14 protein-coding genes and 2 tRNA genes are annotated in these 16,777 nt (G+C 70.4%); 13 read left to right on the top strand and 3 right to left on the bottom strand.

What is annotated here, in order from left to right; translation table 11 throughout:
* Positions 1-60: 60 nt before the first annotated feature.
* The 4 genes from ABZ939_RS02480 to ABZ939_RS02495 all read left to right on the top strand — a co-directional run bounded on the left by ABZ939_RS02480 (position 61) and on the right by ABZ939_RS02495 (position 4,128).
* Positions 61-861, top strand: a complete 801-nt coding sequence (locus tag ABZ939_RS02480) for an ABC transporter ATP-binding protein (protein ID WP_361848076.1) — start codon at positions 61-63, stop codon at positions 859-861.
* Entirely contained in the window at positions 861-3,299 is a 2,439-nt protein-coding gene (locus tag ABZ939_RS02485) for an FtsX-like permease family protein (RefSeq protein ID WP_361848079.1), read from the top strand. The genes ABZ939_RS02480 and ABZ939_RS02485 overlap by 1 nt, the downstream gene beginning before the upstream one ends.
* A gap of 9 nt (positions 3,300-3,308) precedes the next feature.
* Positions 3,309-3,758 (top strand): HD domain-containing protein, encoded by a 450-nt coding sequence (locus ABZ939_RS02490; protein WP_361848082.1) that lies wholly within the window; start codon positions 3,309-3,311, stop codon positions 3,756-3,758.
* A 175-nt stretch (positions 3,759-3,933) separates the two neighbouring features.
* Complete coding sequence (locus ABZ939_RS02495) at positions 3,934-4,128, top strand: hypothetical protein (protein WP_361848085.1); 195 nt, start codon at positions 3,934-3,936, stop codon at positions 4,126-4,128.
* A 55-nt stretch (positions 4,129-4,183) separates the two neighbouring features.
* On the opposite strand, the gene ABZ939_RS02500 is transcribed toward ABZ939_RS02495, so the two are convergent.
* Together ABZ939_RS02500 and ABZ939_RS02505 are read right to left on the bottom strand one after the other, a co-directional pair.
* Entirely contained in the window at positions 4,184-4,657 is a 474-nt protein-coding gene (locus ABZ939_RS02500; RefSeq protein ID WP_361848088.1) for an amphi-Trp domain-containing protein, read from the bottom strand.
* A 169-nt stretch (positions 4,658-4,826) separates the two neighbouring features.
* A tRNA-Gly gene (locus tag ABZ939_RS02505) sits at positions 4,827-4,897 on the bottom strand.
* A 131-nt stretch (positions 4,898-5,028) separates the two neighbouring features.
* On the opposite strand from ABZ939_RS02505, the gene ABZ939_RS02510 reads away from it, so the two are divergent.
* The 6 genes from ABZ939_RS02510 to ABZ939_RS02535 all read left to right on the top strand — a co-directional run bounded on the left by ABZ939_RS02510 (position 5,029) and on the right by ABZ939_RS02535 (position 10,133).
* Positions 5,029-5,105: transfer RNA gene (locus ABZ939_RS02510), tRNA-Pro, on the top strand.
* Positions 5,106-5,266: 161 nt separating this feature from the next.
* Positions 5,267-6,658, top strand: coding sequence for a trigger factor (tig, locus tag ABZ939_RS02515; protein WP_361848091.1), 1,392 nt, complete (start codon positions 5,267-5,269; stop codon positions 6,656-6,658).
* Between the two features lie 245 nt (positions 6,659-6,903).
* Positions 6,904-7,521 carry an ATP-dependent Clp protease proteolytic subunit gene (locus ABZ939_RS02520; protein ID WP_361848094.1) on the top strand — a complete coding sequence of 206 codons (618 nt, stop codon included), beginning with the start codon at positions 6,904-6,906 and terminating at the stop codon, positions 7,519-7,521.
* Positions 7,522-7,584: 63 nt separating this feature from the next.
* Positions 7,585-8,247, top strand: a complete 663-nt coding sequence (locus ABZ939_RS02525) for an ATP-dependent Clp protease proteolytic subunit (RefSeq protein ID WP_137994695.1) — start codon at positions 7,585-7,587, stop codon at positions 8,245-8,247.
* 156 nt (positions 8,248-8,403) lie between these two features.
* Positions 8,404-9,687, top strand: a complete 1,284-nt coding sequence (clpX, locus tag ABZ939_RS02530) for an ATP-dependent Clp protease ATP-binding subunit ClpX (protein WP_361848097.1) — start codon at positions 8,404-8,406, stop codon at positions 9,685-9,687.
* A gap of 194 nt (positions 9,688-9,881) precedes the next feature.
* Positions 9,882-10,133 carry a hypothetical protein gene (locus ABZ939_RS02535; protein WP_361848100.1) on the top strand — a complete coding sequence of 84 codons (252 nt, stop codon included), beginning with the start codon at positions 9,882-9,884 and terminating at the stop codon, positions 10,131-10,133.
* A gap of 69 nt (positions 10,134-10,202) precedes the next feature.
* Here the strand turns inward: ABZ939_RS02535 and ABZ939_RS02540 are convergent, their stop codons facing one another.
* The gene (locus tag ABZ939_RS02540; protein WP_361848103.1) at positions 10,203-11,156 is read right to left on the bottom strand and encodes a hypothetical protein; all 954 of its coding nucleotides are present in this window, start codon (positions 11,154-11,156) and stop codon (positions 10,203-10,205) included.
* Positions 11,157-11,294: 138 nt separating this feature from the next.
* Between ABZ939_RS02540 and ABZ939_RS02545 the strand changes: the two genes are divergently transcribed.
* The 3 genes from ABZ939_RS02545 to ABZ939_RS02555 all read left to right on the top strand — a co-directional run bounded on the left by ABZ939_RS02545 (position 11,295) and on the right by ABZ939_RS02555 (position 16,774).
* Positions 11,295-13,916, top strand: coding sequence for a valine--tRNA ligase (locus ABZ939_RS02545; protein ID WP_361848106.1), 2,622 nt, complete (start codon positions 11,295-11,297; stop codon positions 13,914-13,916).
* 138 nt (positions 13,917-14,054) lie between these two features.
* Positions 14,055-15,191 carry an ATP-binding protein gene (locus ABZ939_RS02550; protein WP_361848109.1) on the top strand — a complete coding sequence of 379 codons (1,137 nt, stop codon included), beginning with the start codon at positions 14,055-14,057 and terminating at the stop codon, positions 15,189-15,191.
* Positions 15,192-15,265: 74 nt separating this feature from the next.
* Positions 15,266-16,774 (top strand): folylpolyglutamate synthase/dihydrofolate synthase family protein, encoded by a 1,509-nt coding sequence (locus tag ABZ939_RS02555; protein ID WP_361848112.1) that lies wholly within the window; start codon positions 15,266-15,268, stop codon positions 16,772-16,774.
* The last annotated feature ends 3 nt before the right edge of the window (positions 16,775-16,777 follow it).

Here is a 16,777-nt window from a genome sequence, read left to right on the forward strand (position 1 = left end):
CCCCTGACCTGCCCGAATCCGTACGTTCGAGACGTCGTCACGAACCTACGGAGGAAGACCATGGGCCTGCGCCGTACCAAGCGCCCCGAGCACCCCACCCCGCCGAGCGGCGCGGCCGTCGAACTCGCCGGTGTGCGGCGGCAGTACGGCCGGGGCGACGGCGCCGTCCACGCGCTACGCGGCATCGACCTCGCCCTGCCGCACGGCAGCTTCACCGCCGTCATGGGCCCCTCCGGCTCCGGCAAGTCCACCTTCCTGCAGTGCGCGGCGGGCCTCGACCGCCCCACCGCGGGCTCGGTACGGCTCGGTGGCACCGAGATCAGCGGGATGAGCGAGAACAGGCTCACCGAACTGCGCCGCAGCCGCCTCGGGTTCGTCTTCCAGGCGTTCAACCTGCTGCCCTCGCTGACCGTCGAGCAGAACGTCCTGCTGCCGATGCGGCTGGCCGGACAGCGGCCCGACCGGCGCCGGGCGGCCGAGGTCCTCGGCCAGGTCGGCCTCGGCGACAAGGGCGGACGCCGCCCCTCCGAGCTCTCCGGCGGCCAGCAGCAGCGGGTTGCCCTCGCCCGCGCCCTGGTCACCAGCCCCGACGTCGTCTTCGCCGACGAACCGACCGGCGCTTTGGACACAACAACCGCCGCCGAGGTCCTCACCCTGCTCCGCGACGCCGTCGACACCCTCGGCGCGACCGTCGTCATGGTCACCCACGACCCGGTCGCCGCCGGCTACGCGGACCGGGTCCTCTTCCTCTCCGACGGCGCCATCGCCGACACCCTGCCCCGGTCGGGCCCGGCGCGGATCGCCGACCGCATGCGCGCCCTGACCGCCCCCGCCCCCGCCTACGCCGGGACGGCCGCCTGATGCCCGGTCTGCTCCGGCCCAACGGCCTCGCCCGCGCCGCCGTCCGCTTCAAGCCCTCCTCCTTCGTCGGCACCTTCGTCGCCCTGCTCCTCGCCGCCGCCGTCGTCTCCGGCTGCGGCCTCCTCCTCCAGACCGGCCTGACGGCCACTCTTCCGCCCGACCGCTACGCCGGAGCGGCGGTCGTCGCCGCGGCCGACCAGGAGGTTCACCGGGCGGTGGACATCGGCGGCGAGAAGGAGGTGGAGTCGGCCCCCGTCCCCGACCGCGCCCGGCTCGACGCGTCCCTCGTCCGCGAGGCCGCCAAAGCCCCGGGAGCCGCCCGCGCCATCGGCGACGTCACCTTCCCCGTACGTACGGAGAAGGCGCCGCTCACCGCCCACGGCTGGTCCTCCACCGCCTTCACCGGCGTGACCCTCTCCTCGGGCACCGCCCCCGGCCCGGACGAGGCCGTCGTGGCCGCCGGAGCCGGCCGCGTGGGCGACTCGATCACCCTCGGGACCCCGGCGGGGGAGCGCGCCTTCACGGTCTCCGGCGTCACCACGTCCCCCGGCGTCTGGCTCTCCGACGCGCAGGCCCTCGCCCTCTCCGGGCACCCCGACAAGGTCGACGCCATCGCCGTGCTGCCCAAGCCGGGCACGAGCCCCGACGCCCTGGCCGCACAGGTCACCCACGCCCTCGGCGACCGCGCCAAGGTCCACACCGGGGACGACCGGGCGCTCGCCGAAGGCGCCGCGCTCCCCGCCGCCAAGGAACTCCTGACCGCGCTCGGCGGCTCGTTCGGCGGCACCGCCACTCTCGTCGCGATCTTCACCGCCGCCGGTACCGTCGCGCTCTCCGTCGGGCAGCGCGCCCGCGAGTTCGCCCTGCTCCGGGCCATCGGCGCGACGCCGCGCCAGATCCGACGCTCCATCGCCACCGAGGCCCTCCTCGTCGCCCCCGTCGCGGGCGCTCTCGGCTGCCTGCCCGGCACGGCGCTCGCCGGGTGGTGGTTCGGCCAGTTGAAGGAGAAGGGCGCCGTTCCCGAGGGCGTCACCCTCGACCTCGGCCCCATCCCGTTCGCCGCCGCGCTCGTCGCCGTCGTCACCACCGCGCTCTTCGCCGGCCTCCTGGCCGCCCGCCGCCCCTCCCGGACCAAGCCGGGCCAGGCGCTCGCCGAGGCCGCCGTCGAGCCACGCTCCTTCGGCCGCATCCGTACGCCGCTGGGGCTCATCGCCGTCGCCGGGGGAGCCGCCCTCGCGGGCGTCGCCGCCTCCCAGTCAGGTGAGGACGCCGCCAGCGTGGCCCTCGGCGTCGTCATGCTCTTCATGCTGGGCGTGGCCCTCCTCGGCCCGCTGCTCGCCCGGCTCTGCGCGAACCTCCTCGGCCTGCCGCTCCGCGGCTCGGGCGCCCCCGGCTATCTGGCCGCGGCGAACTCCCGTACCAACGCGCGCAGGCTCGCGTCCGCCCTCACCCCGATCGTGCTCGCGACGGCCTTCTCCTCCACCCTCGTCTTCCTGCACACCAGCACGGACCGGGCCACCGGGAACCAGCAGCGCGCCGCCGTCGTCGCCGACCACGTCGTCACCGCCCCGGCCGGGCTGCCGGCGGACGCCGCCCGACGGGCCGAGCACGCCCCGGGCGTCACGGCGGCCGTCACGGTCCAGCGAACCTCGGTCCTGCTCCCGGCCGGCGACCAGGGCTTCCGTACCGCTTCGGCCCAGGCCGTCTCCGCCGACCCGTCCCCGGTCCTGGACCTCGGAGTCCGTACGGGATCACTGGCCGCGCTCGCCCCCGGCACGGTCGCCGTGGACAGCCTGCTCGCCGACGCCGCGGACGTGACGACGGGGGAGAGTCTCGAACTCCTGCTGCCCGACGGCACCAAGGCCACGCCGCGCGTCGTCGCCATCTACACCCGCGGCCTCGGCCTCGCCGAGATCACCCTCCCCGCCGCGGCCCTGACCGGCCACGTCACCGCCCCGTACGCCACCGAGCTGTTCGTCCGAGGCGGCGTGGCGGCCGACCTGACCGCCCTCGGCACCGTCGGCGACGCCGCCGACTGGACCACCGCCCAGGGTGTGGAGCGCGAGCTGAACGCCTGGGCCAACACCACCATGGCGGCCGTCCTCGGCGGCTTCGCCGCGATCGCCGCCGCCAACACCCTGGTGATGACCGTCCTCGACCGCCGACGCGAACTCGGCACCCTCCGCCTGATCGGCACCACCCGCCGCCAGGTCCTGCGGATGATCCGCTGGGAGGCGCTGCTGGTCACCCTGGCCGGCCTCGGTCTGGGTACCGCCATCGCCCTCGCCACCCTCGTCCCCATGACGAACGGGCTGACCGGCGAGGGCCCGTACATCCCCCCGCTCCTCTACGGAAGCCTCGCGGCCGCGGTCGTGGTGCTCGGCCTCATGGCCACCGGCCTCCCCGCACGCGCGGCGCTCCGCCGCCCCGCGCCGTAGAGTCGGCCCATGCCGCACCTCACCCTCGCCCAGGTCGAATCGCTCGCCGTCGCGGCCCACGAGGGCCAGACCGACAAGGCGGGACGCCCGTACGCCGAGCATCTGCGGGCGGTGGCCGAGGGGGTGAGGGCGCGCGGCGGGAGCGAGGAACAGATCGCCGCCGCCTGGCTGCACGACTCCGTCGAGGACGACGCGCTCTCCGCCGAGTGGCTGGATTCGGCCGAACTCCCGCGCGCGGTCAAGGAGATGGTGCTCGCGCTCACCAAGCGCCCGGGCGAGGAACTGGAGTCGTACACCCGCCGGATCCTCGCCGTCCCGGGCGCCCTCCTCGTCAAGGAGGCCGACCTCGCGCACAACGCGGACCCGGCCCGTCTGGCTGTTCTCGACGAGCCGACCCGTGTCCGGCTGACCGCCAAGTACGCCACCGTACGAGGGCTGCTCGGGCTCACCGACGGCTGACCCGAGCCCATGACGATCAAGACGAAATCTCGCGGGTTGGCTCGATTCTTATGTCCACGATTCGTCACCCGGGGCCGGTGGGCAAGAAGTTGGTGGCACGATGGATGCAGCGGGGGTGTTCTGTGACGTGCGCTCCCGGGCGGCAAGGTGGGACCGACCGAGGGTGTGATCAGTTGTGGCCATTTCACTGTCTGTGGTGCTGCTGTTGGCGATCATCCTGGTGGTGCTGATCCGCGGCGGGAACCTGAAGGGCGGCCCGGCCGTGGTCGCGGTGCTCTTCGGCTTCTTCCTTGCCTCCACGGGCATGGCCGACGACATCCAGCGCTTCCTGGACTCGATAACGCAGACCGTGAGCTCCATCAAGTTCTGACCCGGCGCGCGCCGGCCTCCGTGCGCCGGTCCCGTGCTCCGGACTCCAACGCGACTCAGGCCTCCTTGGCGGCGGCCCGCTTCGTCTTCGTGCCTTCGTCGGCGGCGCTTCGCGAGGACTTGGAAGGCGCGGCCTTCCGGCCCCCCTCCGGCTTCGCCGCACTCGCGGGCTTCTCCGCGCCCGCAGACTTTGCCGCGCCCGCGGGCTTCTCCGCGCCCGCGGACTTCGCCGAACGCGCCGACTTCCGACTCCGCGCGGGCTTCGTCACGCTCGCGGCCTCCTTGGCCGACGCCTTTCGGCCGCTCCCCGTCTGCCAGGTGAGTTCGATCTCCAGCTCGATCTCCCCGCCCTCGACCTCGAGCTCCACCTCACTGCGGAGGGTGTCGGGGATCCGCAGGCTCAGGGTCCCGGAGCCGAGCTCCAGCTCGGCCTCGCCGCCCTTCCGCAGCGCGGCCGCGAGCGCCGCGAGCTGATCGGCCGCCTCGGTCCGCGACAGCGAGCGCTTCTGCTCGAACTTCAGGTCCTTCATGGCTGCCTCCGATGCGGCAGAGAGGGGACAGTGCTCATTCTGCTGCCGCACACCGGCTGCGGCATCCGCTGAAAGGCGGGCGCTCCAGCCCGTACGCCGGGAGATCACCCGGGAAAACACCAGGGGCCGGGCCGAAGGGTGAACCTCCGACCCGGCCCCTGGCCGGAAGAGCGGGCGACGGGAATCGAACCCGCGTAGCTAGTTTGGAAGACTAGGGCTCTACCATTGAGCTACGCCCGCAAAGGTCGCGCCGCAGGTCACGAGGGCCGCGGCACGGACAGCATCGTAGCGGGTCCCGGGCGGTCCCCGCACACCCCTTAAAGAGGGGGCGTCGCACTGTCTCCGTGCATGTACCCTACGTGTCGCACCGACGGGGTGTGGCGCAGCTTGGTAGCGCGTCCGCTTTGGGAGCGGAAGGCCGTGGGTTCAAATCCCGCCACCCCGACCACCAAGATCACGCAAAGCAAGATCGCGTTGTGGGCCTCATCCCGCTTGCGGTTACTATGCAAGCTGCGTGCCCGTGTGTCTCTCTGACCGGGCCGATCGGCCGGAACCGCCACCAAGCGGCATCGGCAGAATCCAAGAATCAGCCACCAAGGAGACCGAACCGTGAAGAGCGCCGTGGAGACCCTGAACCCGACCCGGGTTCGGCTCACTGTCGAGGTGCCCTTCGAGGAGCTCAAGGACAGCCTCGACGCGGCGTACAAGAAGATCAACCAGCAGGTCACGGTCAAGGGCTTCCGCAAGGGCAAGATCCCGGCTCGTGTGATCGACCAGCGGTTCGGCCGTGGTGCGGTGCTGGAGGAGGCCGTCAACGACGCGCTCCCGAAGTTCTACACCGAGGCCGTCAACGAGGCCGAGGTCAACCCGCTGGGTCAGCCCGAGGTCGACATCACCGAGCTGAAGGACGGCGAGCTGCTGGCCTTCACCGCCGAGGTCGACATCCGCCCGACGATCGAGATCCCGGACTACTCCGGCATCGAGGTCACCGTCGACGCGGTCGAGGTCACCGACGAGGACGTCGAGAAGTCCGTGCAGCAGCTGCGCGAGCGCTTCGCCTCCACCAACCCGGTCGAGCGCGCCGCGGCCGAGGGTGACGTCGTCACCATCGACCTCGAGGCCAAGGTCGACGGCGAGGTCCTGCCCGACGGTGTCGCCCAGGGCGTCTCGTACACCATCGGTTCCGGCGAGCTCCTCGACGGCATCGACGAGGCCGTCACCGGCCTCGAGGCCGGCGGCGAGGCCACCTTCACCTCGCAGCTGAAGGGCGGCTCCGCCGAGGGCAAGGACGCCGAGGTCACCGTCAAGGTCACCGCCGTCGCCGCCCGTGAGCTCCCCGAGCTGGACGACGACTTCGCGCAGCTCGCGTCCGAGTTCGACACCCTCGACGAGCTCAAGGCCGACAGCCGCAAGCGCCTCGAGAACATGAAGCAGTTCGACCAGGCCACCCAGGCCCAGGAGCGCGTCCTCGACGAGCTGCTGAAGCTGGCGGACGTCCCGATGCCCGAGAAGCTGCTCGAGGACGAGATCAACACCCGCAAGCACAACCTGGAGCACCACCAGCTCGGCCAGATGGGCCTGACCCTCGAGAAGTACCTGGAGATCCAGGGCAAGACCGAGGAAGAGTTCCTGGCGGAGACCAAGGAGCAGGCCGAGAAGGGCATCAAGACGCAGTTCATCCTCGATGAGCTCGTCAACAAGGAGAAGCTCAACGTCAGCCAGGAGGAGCTCACCGAGCACCTCATGCGCCGCGCCGCCTCCTCCGGCATGAGCCCCGACCAGTTCGCCCAGGCCGTCGTCGAGGGTGGCCAGGTGCCGATGCTCGTCGGCGAGGTCGCCCGCGGCAAGGCCCTCGCGGTCGTCGTCGAGGCCGCCAAGGTCGTCGACACCAACGGTGAGGTCGTGGACCTCGAGGACGAGGACGAGACCGAGGCCGCCGCCGACGCGGTCGAGGCCGTCACCGGCGAGACCGAGGTCGCCGAGGAGAAGAACGAGGCCTGAGCCTCGCTCCGAACCGCAGGTCCACGGGCCCGGACGCACTGCTGTGCGCCGGGCCCGTGCCCGTATCCAGGGCCCCGTTCCGGGCCCCGCGGGAGCACCGACAACCTTGCGCTCCCAGCGAACAGTTAGGGAACCGGGATGGCGTTGTCCTACCTGCGCGTTAGGGTCCATGAATACGAGGGCACTGCCCTCTGAACGAGACGCTGAGACGGCCTGGGGGCCGTCGGAGACGAGCAGGTGGATACGTGACGAATCTGAAGCCTTACGCCGCGGGTGAGCCGTCCATCGGTGGTGGCCTCGGCGACCATGTCTACAACCGGCTGCTCGGCGAGCGGATCATCTTCCTCGGCCAGCAGGTCGACGACGAGATCGCCAACAAGATCACCGCGCAGATGCTCCTCCTGGCCGCCGACCCGCAGAAGGACATCTACCTCTACATCAACAGCCCCGGTGGCTCGGTGACGGCCGGCATGGCCATCTACGACACCATGCAGTACATCCCGAACGACGTCGTCACCATCGGTATGGGCATGGCGGCCTCGATGGGCCAGTTCCTGCTCACCGGCGGCTCCGCCGGCAAGCGCTTCGCGCTGCCGAACACCGACGTCCTGATGCACCAGGGCTCCGCCGGCATCGGCGGCACGGCCTCGGACATCAAGATCCAGGCCGAGTACCTCCTCCGTACGAAGAAGCGCATGGCCGAGATCACGGCGCTCCACTCCGGCCAGACCGTCGAGACGATCATCCGCGACGGTGACCGCGACCGCTGGTTCACCGCGGAGGAGGCCAAGGCCTACGGCCTCATCGACGACATCATCACGCACGCCGCGGGCGTTCCCGGCGGCGGCGGCACGGGCGCCTGAGCCCGGCAGACCGCTGAAGAGCCCCAGCCCCCGCCGAACGCCACCAGGACGGTGAACATCCAGATGCAGAACAACCTCTCCCCGAGCGGCCTCTACACCGGCGCGCCGATGGACAACCGCTACGTCGTCCCGCGCTTCGTCGAGCGCACCTCGCAGGGCATCCGCGAGTACGACCCGTACGCGAAGCTCTTCGAGGAGCGCGTGATCTTCCTCGGCGTGCAGATCGACGACGCCTCTGCCAACGACGTCATGGCCCAGCTGCTGTGCCTGGAGTCGATGGACCCGGACCGTGACATCTCGATCTACATCAACAGCCCCGGTGGCTCCTTCACCGCGCTGACCGCCATCTACGACACGATGCAGTTCGTCAAGCCGGACATCCAGACGGTCTGCATGGGCCAGGCGGCCTCCGCCGCGGCCGTGCTGCTCGCCGCCGGTACGCCCGGCAAGCGGATGGCCCTGCCGAACGCCCGCGTGCTGATCCACCAGCCGTCCGGCGGCACCGGCCGTGAGCAGCTCTCCGACCTGGAGATCGCGGCCAACGAGATCCTCCGCATGCGGACCCAGCTGGAAGAGATGCTGGCCAAGCACTCCTCGACGCCGATCGAGAAGATCCGCGACGACATCGAGCGCGACAAGATCCTGACCGCCGAGGACGCCCTCGCGTACGGCCTGGTCGACCAGATCGTCTCGACCCGCAAGAGCACGGCCGCCGCGGCAGCCTGACGCTCGGCCTTCCCCTGGCACGGTCCGCGTGGCCGAATCACGACCATGTGAACCGTGCCAAGGGGGGCCCGAACGGGGGGCCCGGCAAGGTACCGTCGAATATGAGGCACCAGGAGTCGCTGAACCAAGCGCTCCCAGGCGAAGGGGAAGCACCTCGTGGCACGCATCGGTGATGGCGGCGATCTGCTCAAGTGCTCGTTCTGCGGAAAGAGCCAGAAGCAGGTGAAGAAGCTCATCGCAGGACCCGGTGTGTACATCTGCGATGAGTGCATCGACCTCTGCAACGAGATCATCGAGGAAGAACTCGCGGAGACGAGCGAGGTGCGGTGGGAGGAGCTCCCCAAGCCGCGCGAGATCTACGAGTTCCTCGAGGGGTACGTCGTCGGGCAGGAGCCCGCGAAGAAGGCCCTCTCGGTCGCGGTGTACAACCACTACAAGCGCGTCCAGGCCGGCGAGAACGGCGGCGGGGCGGGCCGTGACGACGCCATCGAGCTGGCGAAGTCCAACATCCTGCTGCTGGGCCCCACGGGCTCCGGCAAGACGCTCCTGGCCCAGACGCTGGCGCGCATGCTCAACGTCCCGTTCGCCATCGCCGACGCGACGGCGCTGACGGAGGCCGGGTATGTCGGCGAGGACGTCGAGAACATCCTGCTCAAGCTGATCCAGGCGGCCGACTACGACGTCAAGAAGGCCGAGACCGGGATCATCTACATCGACGAGATCGACAAGGTCGCCCGGAAGAGCGAAAACCCGTCGATCACGCGTGACGTGAGCGGTGAGGGCGTCCAGCAGGCGCTCCTCAAGATCCTGGAGGGCACCACCGCCTCCGTACCGCCGCAGGGCGGCCGGAAGCACCCGCACCAGGAGTTCATCCAGATCGACACGACGAACGTGCTCTTCATCGTGGGCGGCGCGTTCGCCGGCCTGGAGAAGATCATCGAGTCGCGTGCGGGCGCCAAGGGCATCGGCTTCGGGGCGACGATCCGCTCCAAGCGCGAGATCGAGGCGAGCGACCAGTTCCAGGAGGTCATGCCGGAGGACCTGGTGAAGTTCGGGATGATCCCGGAGTTCATCGGCCGTCTCCCGGTCATCACCTCGGTCCACAACCTCGACCGCGAGGCCCTGCTCAAGATCCTCGTCGAGCCGCGCAACGCGCTGGTGAAGCAGTACCAGCGCCTCTTCGAACTCGACGGCGTGGAGCTGGACTTCGACCGTCCGGCCCTGGAGGCCATCGCCGACCAGGCGATCCTGCGCGGCACGGGCGCGCGTGGCCTGCGGGCCATCATGGAAGAGGTCCTGATGTCGGTGATGTACGAGGTCCCGTCCCGCAAGGACGTGGCCCGCGTGGTCATCACGGCAGACGTCGTGCACAACAACGTGAACCCGACGCTGGTGCCGCGGATCGTGAAGAGCGACGGTCGGCACGAGAAGTCGGCGTAGTACGAGAACACACAGGGGCGCCCGGCCGGTTCACCACAACCGGCCGGGCGCCCCTGTGTGCAGGGTGCCCTATTCAGCCACGTCGAATGCCCGTTCTTGAGATGGCGATTCGATCATGATCTGCTGGCTCTCGACCAACCGTCAGTTCCACCTAGCTCTGGGGGAAACAGATGCTTCGATCGAAGGTCCAGCGCATGATCGCCACGCTGTGCGTGGCCGGAGCCGCGACCATTGTGCCCGTGGTGACTGCCGCGCCTGCCCAGGCGTCGATCACCGCGTGCCAGACGTACCTGCACGACGTGGGTTACAAGGTCGGCCCGAAGATTACGCGGGCGTGTAGCTATGCAGGAGACATGACCCACGGCGTACTCTGCCATCCGGTCCTCGTGAACATCGGCGTAAAGGATCGTCACGCGTCGACGGCATGCAGGCTCGCCATATCGTAGGCAGCGTACGACCTCCAAAGGTGCCCGGCCGATTCGCGGGTGGACGGGCACCGTTGGCAGGCGCTGAGATCACGCCTTGACGCGGACTTCCTTGCGGAACTTGGCGGTGAGGGTGGCGGCGTCCTCGGCGGAGCCCGCCTTGCCGGCCATCATGGAGGCCATGTCGAGCGGCACCACGAAGCCGACCGTGCTGTGGTCGGCCCATACGCAGATCGTCATCGCGAAGGCCGGAGTGCCCTCAGAGGCGTTGGCCTCCGCCTTGGCCTGCTGGCACTTGAGGACCGCGCCGTCGAGCTCCGCCGGCTCGTACTCCTGCGGGCTGCCTTCGAGCTGCGGCTCGCCGGACTTGCCCTTGTCCTTCTCCGCCTCCGTCTTCATGGTGGCGAAGACGCCGTCGACGACCTTCTCCGGGTCGTCGATCTCGCCGTAGAGACCGCTGAACGAGATCAGCTTGCCGGCAAGAGGGTTGGTCTTGTCCTCGACCTTGTACGAGGCGCTGACCTGCTTGGCGTTCTTGACGCCGTTCTTCTCGGCCTCCTCCATGGACTCCTTGCCGGCCCCGCCTTCGTCCTTGGTGTCCTTCTTGTACTCGGTGAGCACGGTGTCCGGCGTGATCAGCTTGTGCGGGCCGTCGTTCGCCACCGAGGAGCCACCGCCACCGGCGGTGAAGTACCAGGCGCCGCCCGCGATCAGGGCGAGGGCCACGACCGATGCGCCGACGATCAGACCCGTCTTCTTCTTCGGGGCGGCCGGCGGAGGCGGCGGGTAGCCGCCCGGGCCCTGCGGGGCGCCGTACGGAGGCTGCTGAGGGGGCTGACCGTACGGGCCGGGCTGCTGCGGCTGCTGCTGCGGGTAGCCGTACGGCTGCTGCGGCGGCACACCCTGGGGCGCCTGCTGCGGGTACCCGTAGCCGGGCTGCGGCGCTTGCGGCGGCTGGCCGTAGGGACCGGGCTGGCCCGGCTGACCGTACGGCCCGGGCTGCTGAGGCTGACCGCCGTACGGGCCCGGCTGGTTGTAGCTCATGGACAGGTTCCCCTCACAGGATGTTTATGCGTAGCGAACATCCTGTCGGAAGCCCGGCCGCGCAGGGGCGGCGGGGGGCACACCGTTACGGAACTATCGGGTTTCGGGACAGCCCTGCGACACCCCTAAACTGACCCCGTGACCGAGAACACTCAGCAGCAGCCAGCAGCCAACCCCGAACTGCCGACCCAGTACGCGCCGGCCGAAGTAGAGGGGAAGCTGTACGAGCGCTGGGTAGAGCGTGGTTACTTCGAGGCCGACGCGAACAGCGAGAAGCCGCCGTACACCATCGTCATCCCGCCGCCGAACGTCACCGGTTCGCTTCACCTGGGCCACGCCTTCGAGCACACGCTGATCGACGCCCTCACCCGCCGCAAGCGGATGCAGGGCTACGAGACGCTGTGGCAGCCGGGCATGGACCACGCCGGTATCGCGACCCAGAACGTCGTCGAGCGCGAGCTGGCCAAGGAGGGCAAGTCCCGGCACGACCTGGGCCGCGAGGCGTTCGTCGAGCGGGTCTGGCAGTGGAAGGCCGAGTCCGGCGGTCAGATCTCCGGCCAGATGAAGCGCCTGGGTGACGGCGTCGCCTGGTCCCGCGAGCGCTTCACCATGGACGAGGGCCTGTCCCAGGCCGTCCAGACCATCTTCAAGAAGCTCTACGACGACGAGCTGATCTACCGCGCCGAGCGCATCATCAACTGGTGCCCGCGCTGTCTGACGGCCATCTCGGACATCGAGGTCGAGTACCAGGACGACGACGGCGAGCTCGTCTCCATCCGGTACGGCGACGGGGACGCCTCCATCGTCGTCGCCACCACCCGCGCCGAGACGATGCTCGGTGACACGGCCGTCGCCGTCCACCCGGACGACGAGCGGTACAAGCACCTGGTCGGCACCGAGATCGAGCTGCCGCTGACCGGCCGCCGGATCCCTGTCGTCGCCGACGAGCACGTCGACCCCGAGTTCGGCACCGGTGCCGTCAAGGTGACCCCCGCCCACGACCCGAACGACTTCGAGATCGGCCAGCGCCACGGGCTGCCGAACCTCGCCGTCATGGACGAGCGCGCGGTCATCACCGCCCACGGCCCCTTCCAGGGCCTGGACCGGCTCGAGGCCCGCTCCGCCATCGTCGCCGCGCTCCGCGCCGAGGGCCGGATCGTCGCCGAGAAGCGTCCGTACGTCCACTCCGTCGGCCACTGCTCGCGCTGCAAGACCACCATCGAGCCGCGCCTGTCGATGCAGTGGTGGGTCAAGGTCGGCCCGCTCGCCGAGGCCGCCGGTGACGCGGTCCGCGACGGCAAGGTCAAGATCCACCCGCAGGAGATGGAGAAGCGGTACTTCGACTGGGTCGACAACCTGCACGACTGGTGCATCTCGCGCCAGCTGTGGTGGGGCCACCGCATCCCGGTCTGGTACGGCCCGAACGGCGAGATCGTCTGCGTCGGACCGGACGAGCAGCCGCCGGCGGGCGAGGGCTGGCACCAGGACACGGACGTCCTGGACACCTGGTTCTCCTCCGGCCTGTGGCCGTTCTCCACGCTCGGCTGGCCGGAGCGGACCGACGACCTCGCGAAGTTCTACCCGAACTCCGTTCTGGTCACCGGCTACGACATCCTCTTCTTCTGGGTCGCCCGGATGATGATGTTCGGCCTGTACGCGATGGACGGCACCCCGCCGTTCCACACCATCGCCCTGCACGGCATGGTCCGCGACCAGTTCGGCAAGAAGATGTCGAAGTCCTTCGGCAACGCCGTCAACCCGCTGGACTGGATGGACGAGTACGGCTCCGACGCCGTCCGCTTCACCCTGGCCAACGGCGCCAACCCGGGCGTCGACGTCCCGATCGGCGAGGACTGGGTCAAGGCCTCCCGGAACTTCGCCAACAAGATCTGGAACGCCACCCGCTTCGCCCTGATGAACGGCGCCACGGTCGAGGGCCCGCTGCCGGACGCGTCCGAGATGTCCGCGACGGACCGCTGGATCCTGTCCCGGCTCAACAAGACGGTCGCCGAGGTCGACGCGTACTACGACGACTACCAGTTCGCGAAGCTCGCCGACGCGCTCTACCACTTCGCGTGGGACGAGGTCTTCGACTGGTACGTCGAGCTGTCGAAGACCACGTTCTTCGCCGGCGGCGAGGGCGCCAAGGTCTCCGGCCGCGTCCTCGGCGAGGTCCTGGACGTGATGCTGCGACTGCTGCACCCGGTCGTCCCGTTCGTCACCGAGACGCTCTGGACCACGCTCACCGGCAAGGAGTCCGTGGTCATCGCCGACTGGCCGACCGACTCGGGCTTCCGCGACGAGGCCGCCGAGAAGGAGATCGAGCTGGTCCAGCAGGTCGTCACCGAGGTCCGCCGGTTCCGCTCGGACCAGGGTCTGCAGCCCGGCCAGAAGGTCCCGGCCCGTCTGGAGCTGACCGGCACCGCCCTCGCCCCGCACGAGGCGGCCATCCGCCAGCTGCTGCGTCTGCAGCCGGAGGGCGAGGGCTTCTCCGCCACCGCCTCCCTGCCGGTCGCCGGGGCCACGGTCGCGCTCGACCTGTCCGGCACGATCGACGTGGCGGCGGAGCGCAAGCGGCTCGCCAAGGACCTCGCGGCCGCCGAGAAGGAGAAGGCGCAGGCGAACGGGAAGCTCGGCAACGAGGCGTTCCTGGCGAAGGCGCCGGACAACGTGGTCGAGAAGATCCGTACGCGGCTCGCCAAGGCGGACGAGGACATCGCCCGCATCCAGGCCCAGCTGGAGCGGCTGCCGCAGGCGTAAGCACAGGTGAGGGGCCCGGAACCGATCGGTTCCGGGCCCCTTTGCCATTCCTCTCCTTTGTCCGTCGTGCCCGAGATCACACGACTTGTGGCCAAAGTCCACGGTGCCGGGTCCGAAAGACCTTGGATGATGGAGGGCATGTCGCGTCTCCCCACCTTCCTCGCGCTGCGCCGCCGCGTGGACCGGTGGGCCGCCTCACCGCCCGCCCTCGACGTCATCGCCGCGGTCAGCGCCTTCGCCCTGATGGTCCTGGACGTGCCCGGGCTCGCGCGCGCCGACAACTCGCTGACCGGTGTCACCGCGACCCTCGTCCTGGCGGCCGGCGCGGCCACGCTGGTGCTCCGGCGTCGGCTGCCGTGGATCCCGTACCTGGTGGCGCTCGCCCTGATGGGCTGGCTGCATGAGCTGACGATGATTCAGTTCGCGCTGTACTCGCTGGGCCGGTTCCGGGGCCGCAGGGTCGCCGTCGCAGCCACCGTGCTCTATGTCGCCGTGGCGTACGCCCTGTTCCACACGCCCGGCTGGCCCGACGCCCGGCACGGCGAGACGCTCAGCGACTTCCTCAGCCTCGTCGTCCCCATCGGTGTGCTCGCGGCCGGTGTCGGCATCGCCGCGTACCGGCAGGATCTGGTGCGGGCCCTGGAGTCCCAGCGCGCAGAGGCCGCGGCGCGGCAGGCGGTGCAGGAGGAGCGGATCTCGGTCGGCCGGGACGTCCACGACCTGGTGGGCCGGGAGCTGACCGTCCTCGCCGTCCGGGCCGAGGTGCTCGCCGTACGGGCCCGGGGCGAGGCGCACATGAAGGACTTCGAGGAGCTCGCGGACACCGCGCGGCGCGCCCACCACATGCTCAACGAGACGATCGTGCGGCGGGGCGATCACGGCGGAGCGACCCCGGGGCTCGAAGGGCTCGCCGCGCTCGCGGAGGAGAGCGAGCGGATGGGCGGCCCGGTCGAGCTCACGGTCGCCGAGGAGGCGAAGGCGCTGTCGCCGCTGCGGCAGACGGCCGTTCACCGGGTCGTCCAGGAATGCCTGACCAACGCGGCCAAGCACGCCCCGGGCCTGCCGGTGACCGTGGCGATCTCGGTGGCGGGACCCGACCTGCGCGTCGAGGTCCGCACCCCGCTCCCCAAGACCCCGCCGGACCGCGCCCCGGTCTCGACGGGCACGGGCCTGTTCTCCATGGAGGAGCGCGTCACCAGCATGGGCGGCGCCCTGTCGGCCGGGCCGGACGGTGACACGTACGCGGTGACCGCGCTTCTGCCCACAGGCTTCTAGCGCACCGTCTCCGCCCGGGCCCGGACTCGGGGTGGGTCCGTGGTCCTGTCGGTCCCCCTCCGTAGACTGGGTCCGTGAGTGAGCCCAGCGACCAGTTCGACGCGTCCGACCCGTTCGACGAGATCGTCGACGCAGAGACCGACCGTGACCCCGACCTGGCGGTGATCGAGGCCGGCAGCCGCACGCTGCGCGCGCAGGCCGGTCCGCCCCAGGGCGACCCCGTGCCCGCCCGGCCCGCCGACCCGGAGGTGGACAAGGCGCTGCGCGAGGTCGAGACCGAGCTGGCGACCCGCTGGGGGGAGACCAAGCTGGAGCCCTCGGTGACGCGGATCGCGGCGCTGATGGACGTCCTCGGCGAGCCCCAGCGTGCGTACCCCTCGATCCACATCACGGGCACGAACGGCAAGACGTCCACGGCCCGCATCATCGAGGCCCTGCTGACCGCGTTCGATCTGCGTACCGGGCGGTACACCTCGCCGCACGTGCAGACGATCACCGAGCGGATCAGCCTGGACGGCGGCCCGATCTCGGCCGAGCGGTTCATCGAGACGTACCAGGACATCAAGCCGTACGTCGAGCTGGTCGACTCCCGCGAGGAGTTCCGGCTCTCCTTCTTCGAGGTCCTCACCGGAATGGCGTACGCGGCCTTCGCCGACGCCCCGGTGGACGTGGCGGTCGTCGAGGTCGGCATGGGCGGCACCTGGGACGCGACGAACGTCATCGACGCCCAGGTCGCCGTCGTCACCCCGATCGACCTCGACCACACCGACCGCCTCGGCGAGACGCCCGGCGCGATCGCCGGTGAGAAGTCCGGGATCATCAAGCAGGGCGCGACGGTGATCCTGGCCCAGCAGCCGGTCGACGCCGCCCAGGTCATGCTGAAGAAGGCCGTCGAGGTCGACGCGACGGTGGCCCGCGAGGGCATGGAGTTCGGCGTCGTCTCCCGCGAGATCGCGGTCGGCGGCCAGCTGCTCACCCTGCGCGGGCTCGGCGGCGAGTACGAGGACGTCTTCCTGCCGCTGTACGGCGCGCACCAGGCGCACAACGCGGCGGTCGCCCTGGCGGCGGTCGAGGCGTTCTTCGGCATCGGCGCGGAGCACGCCCGCACCCTGGACATCGACACGATCCGCCGCGCGTTCGCCTCGGTGGCCTCCCCGGGCCGCCTGGAGGTCGTCCGCAGCTCCCCGACGGTGATCCTGGACGCGGCGCACAACCCGCACGGCGCGCGGGCGACGGCCGACGGCATCAGCGAGTCGTTCGGCTTCTCGCGGCTCATCGGCGTGGTCTCCACCAGCTCCGACAAGGACGCCAAGGGCCTGCTCGAAGCGTTCGAGCCGATCTTCGCCGAGATCGTCGTCACGGCGAACTCCAGCCCCCGCGCGACGGACGTGGACACGCTCGCGGCGATCGCCGTGGAGGTCTTCGGCGACGACCGGGTGGTCGTCGAGCCGCGCCTGGACGACGCCATCGAGGCGGCGATCACGCTCGCGGAGGAAGAGGACGAGTACGCGGGAGCGGGCGTCCTGGTGACCGGTTCGATCTTCACGGTCGGCGACGCCCGGCTGCTCCTCGGAAGGCGCTGAATC

Source organism: Streptomyces sp. NPDC046712 (assembly GCF_040645695.1).
In the GTDB taxonomy this organism is placed as follows: Bacteria; Actinomycetota; Actinomycetes; order Streptomycetales; family Streptomycetaceae; genus Streptomyces.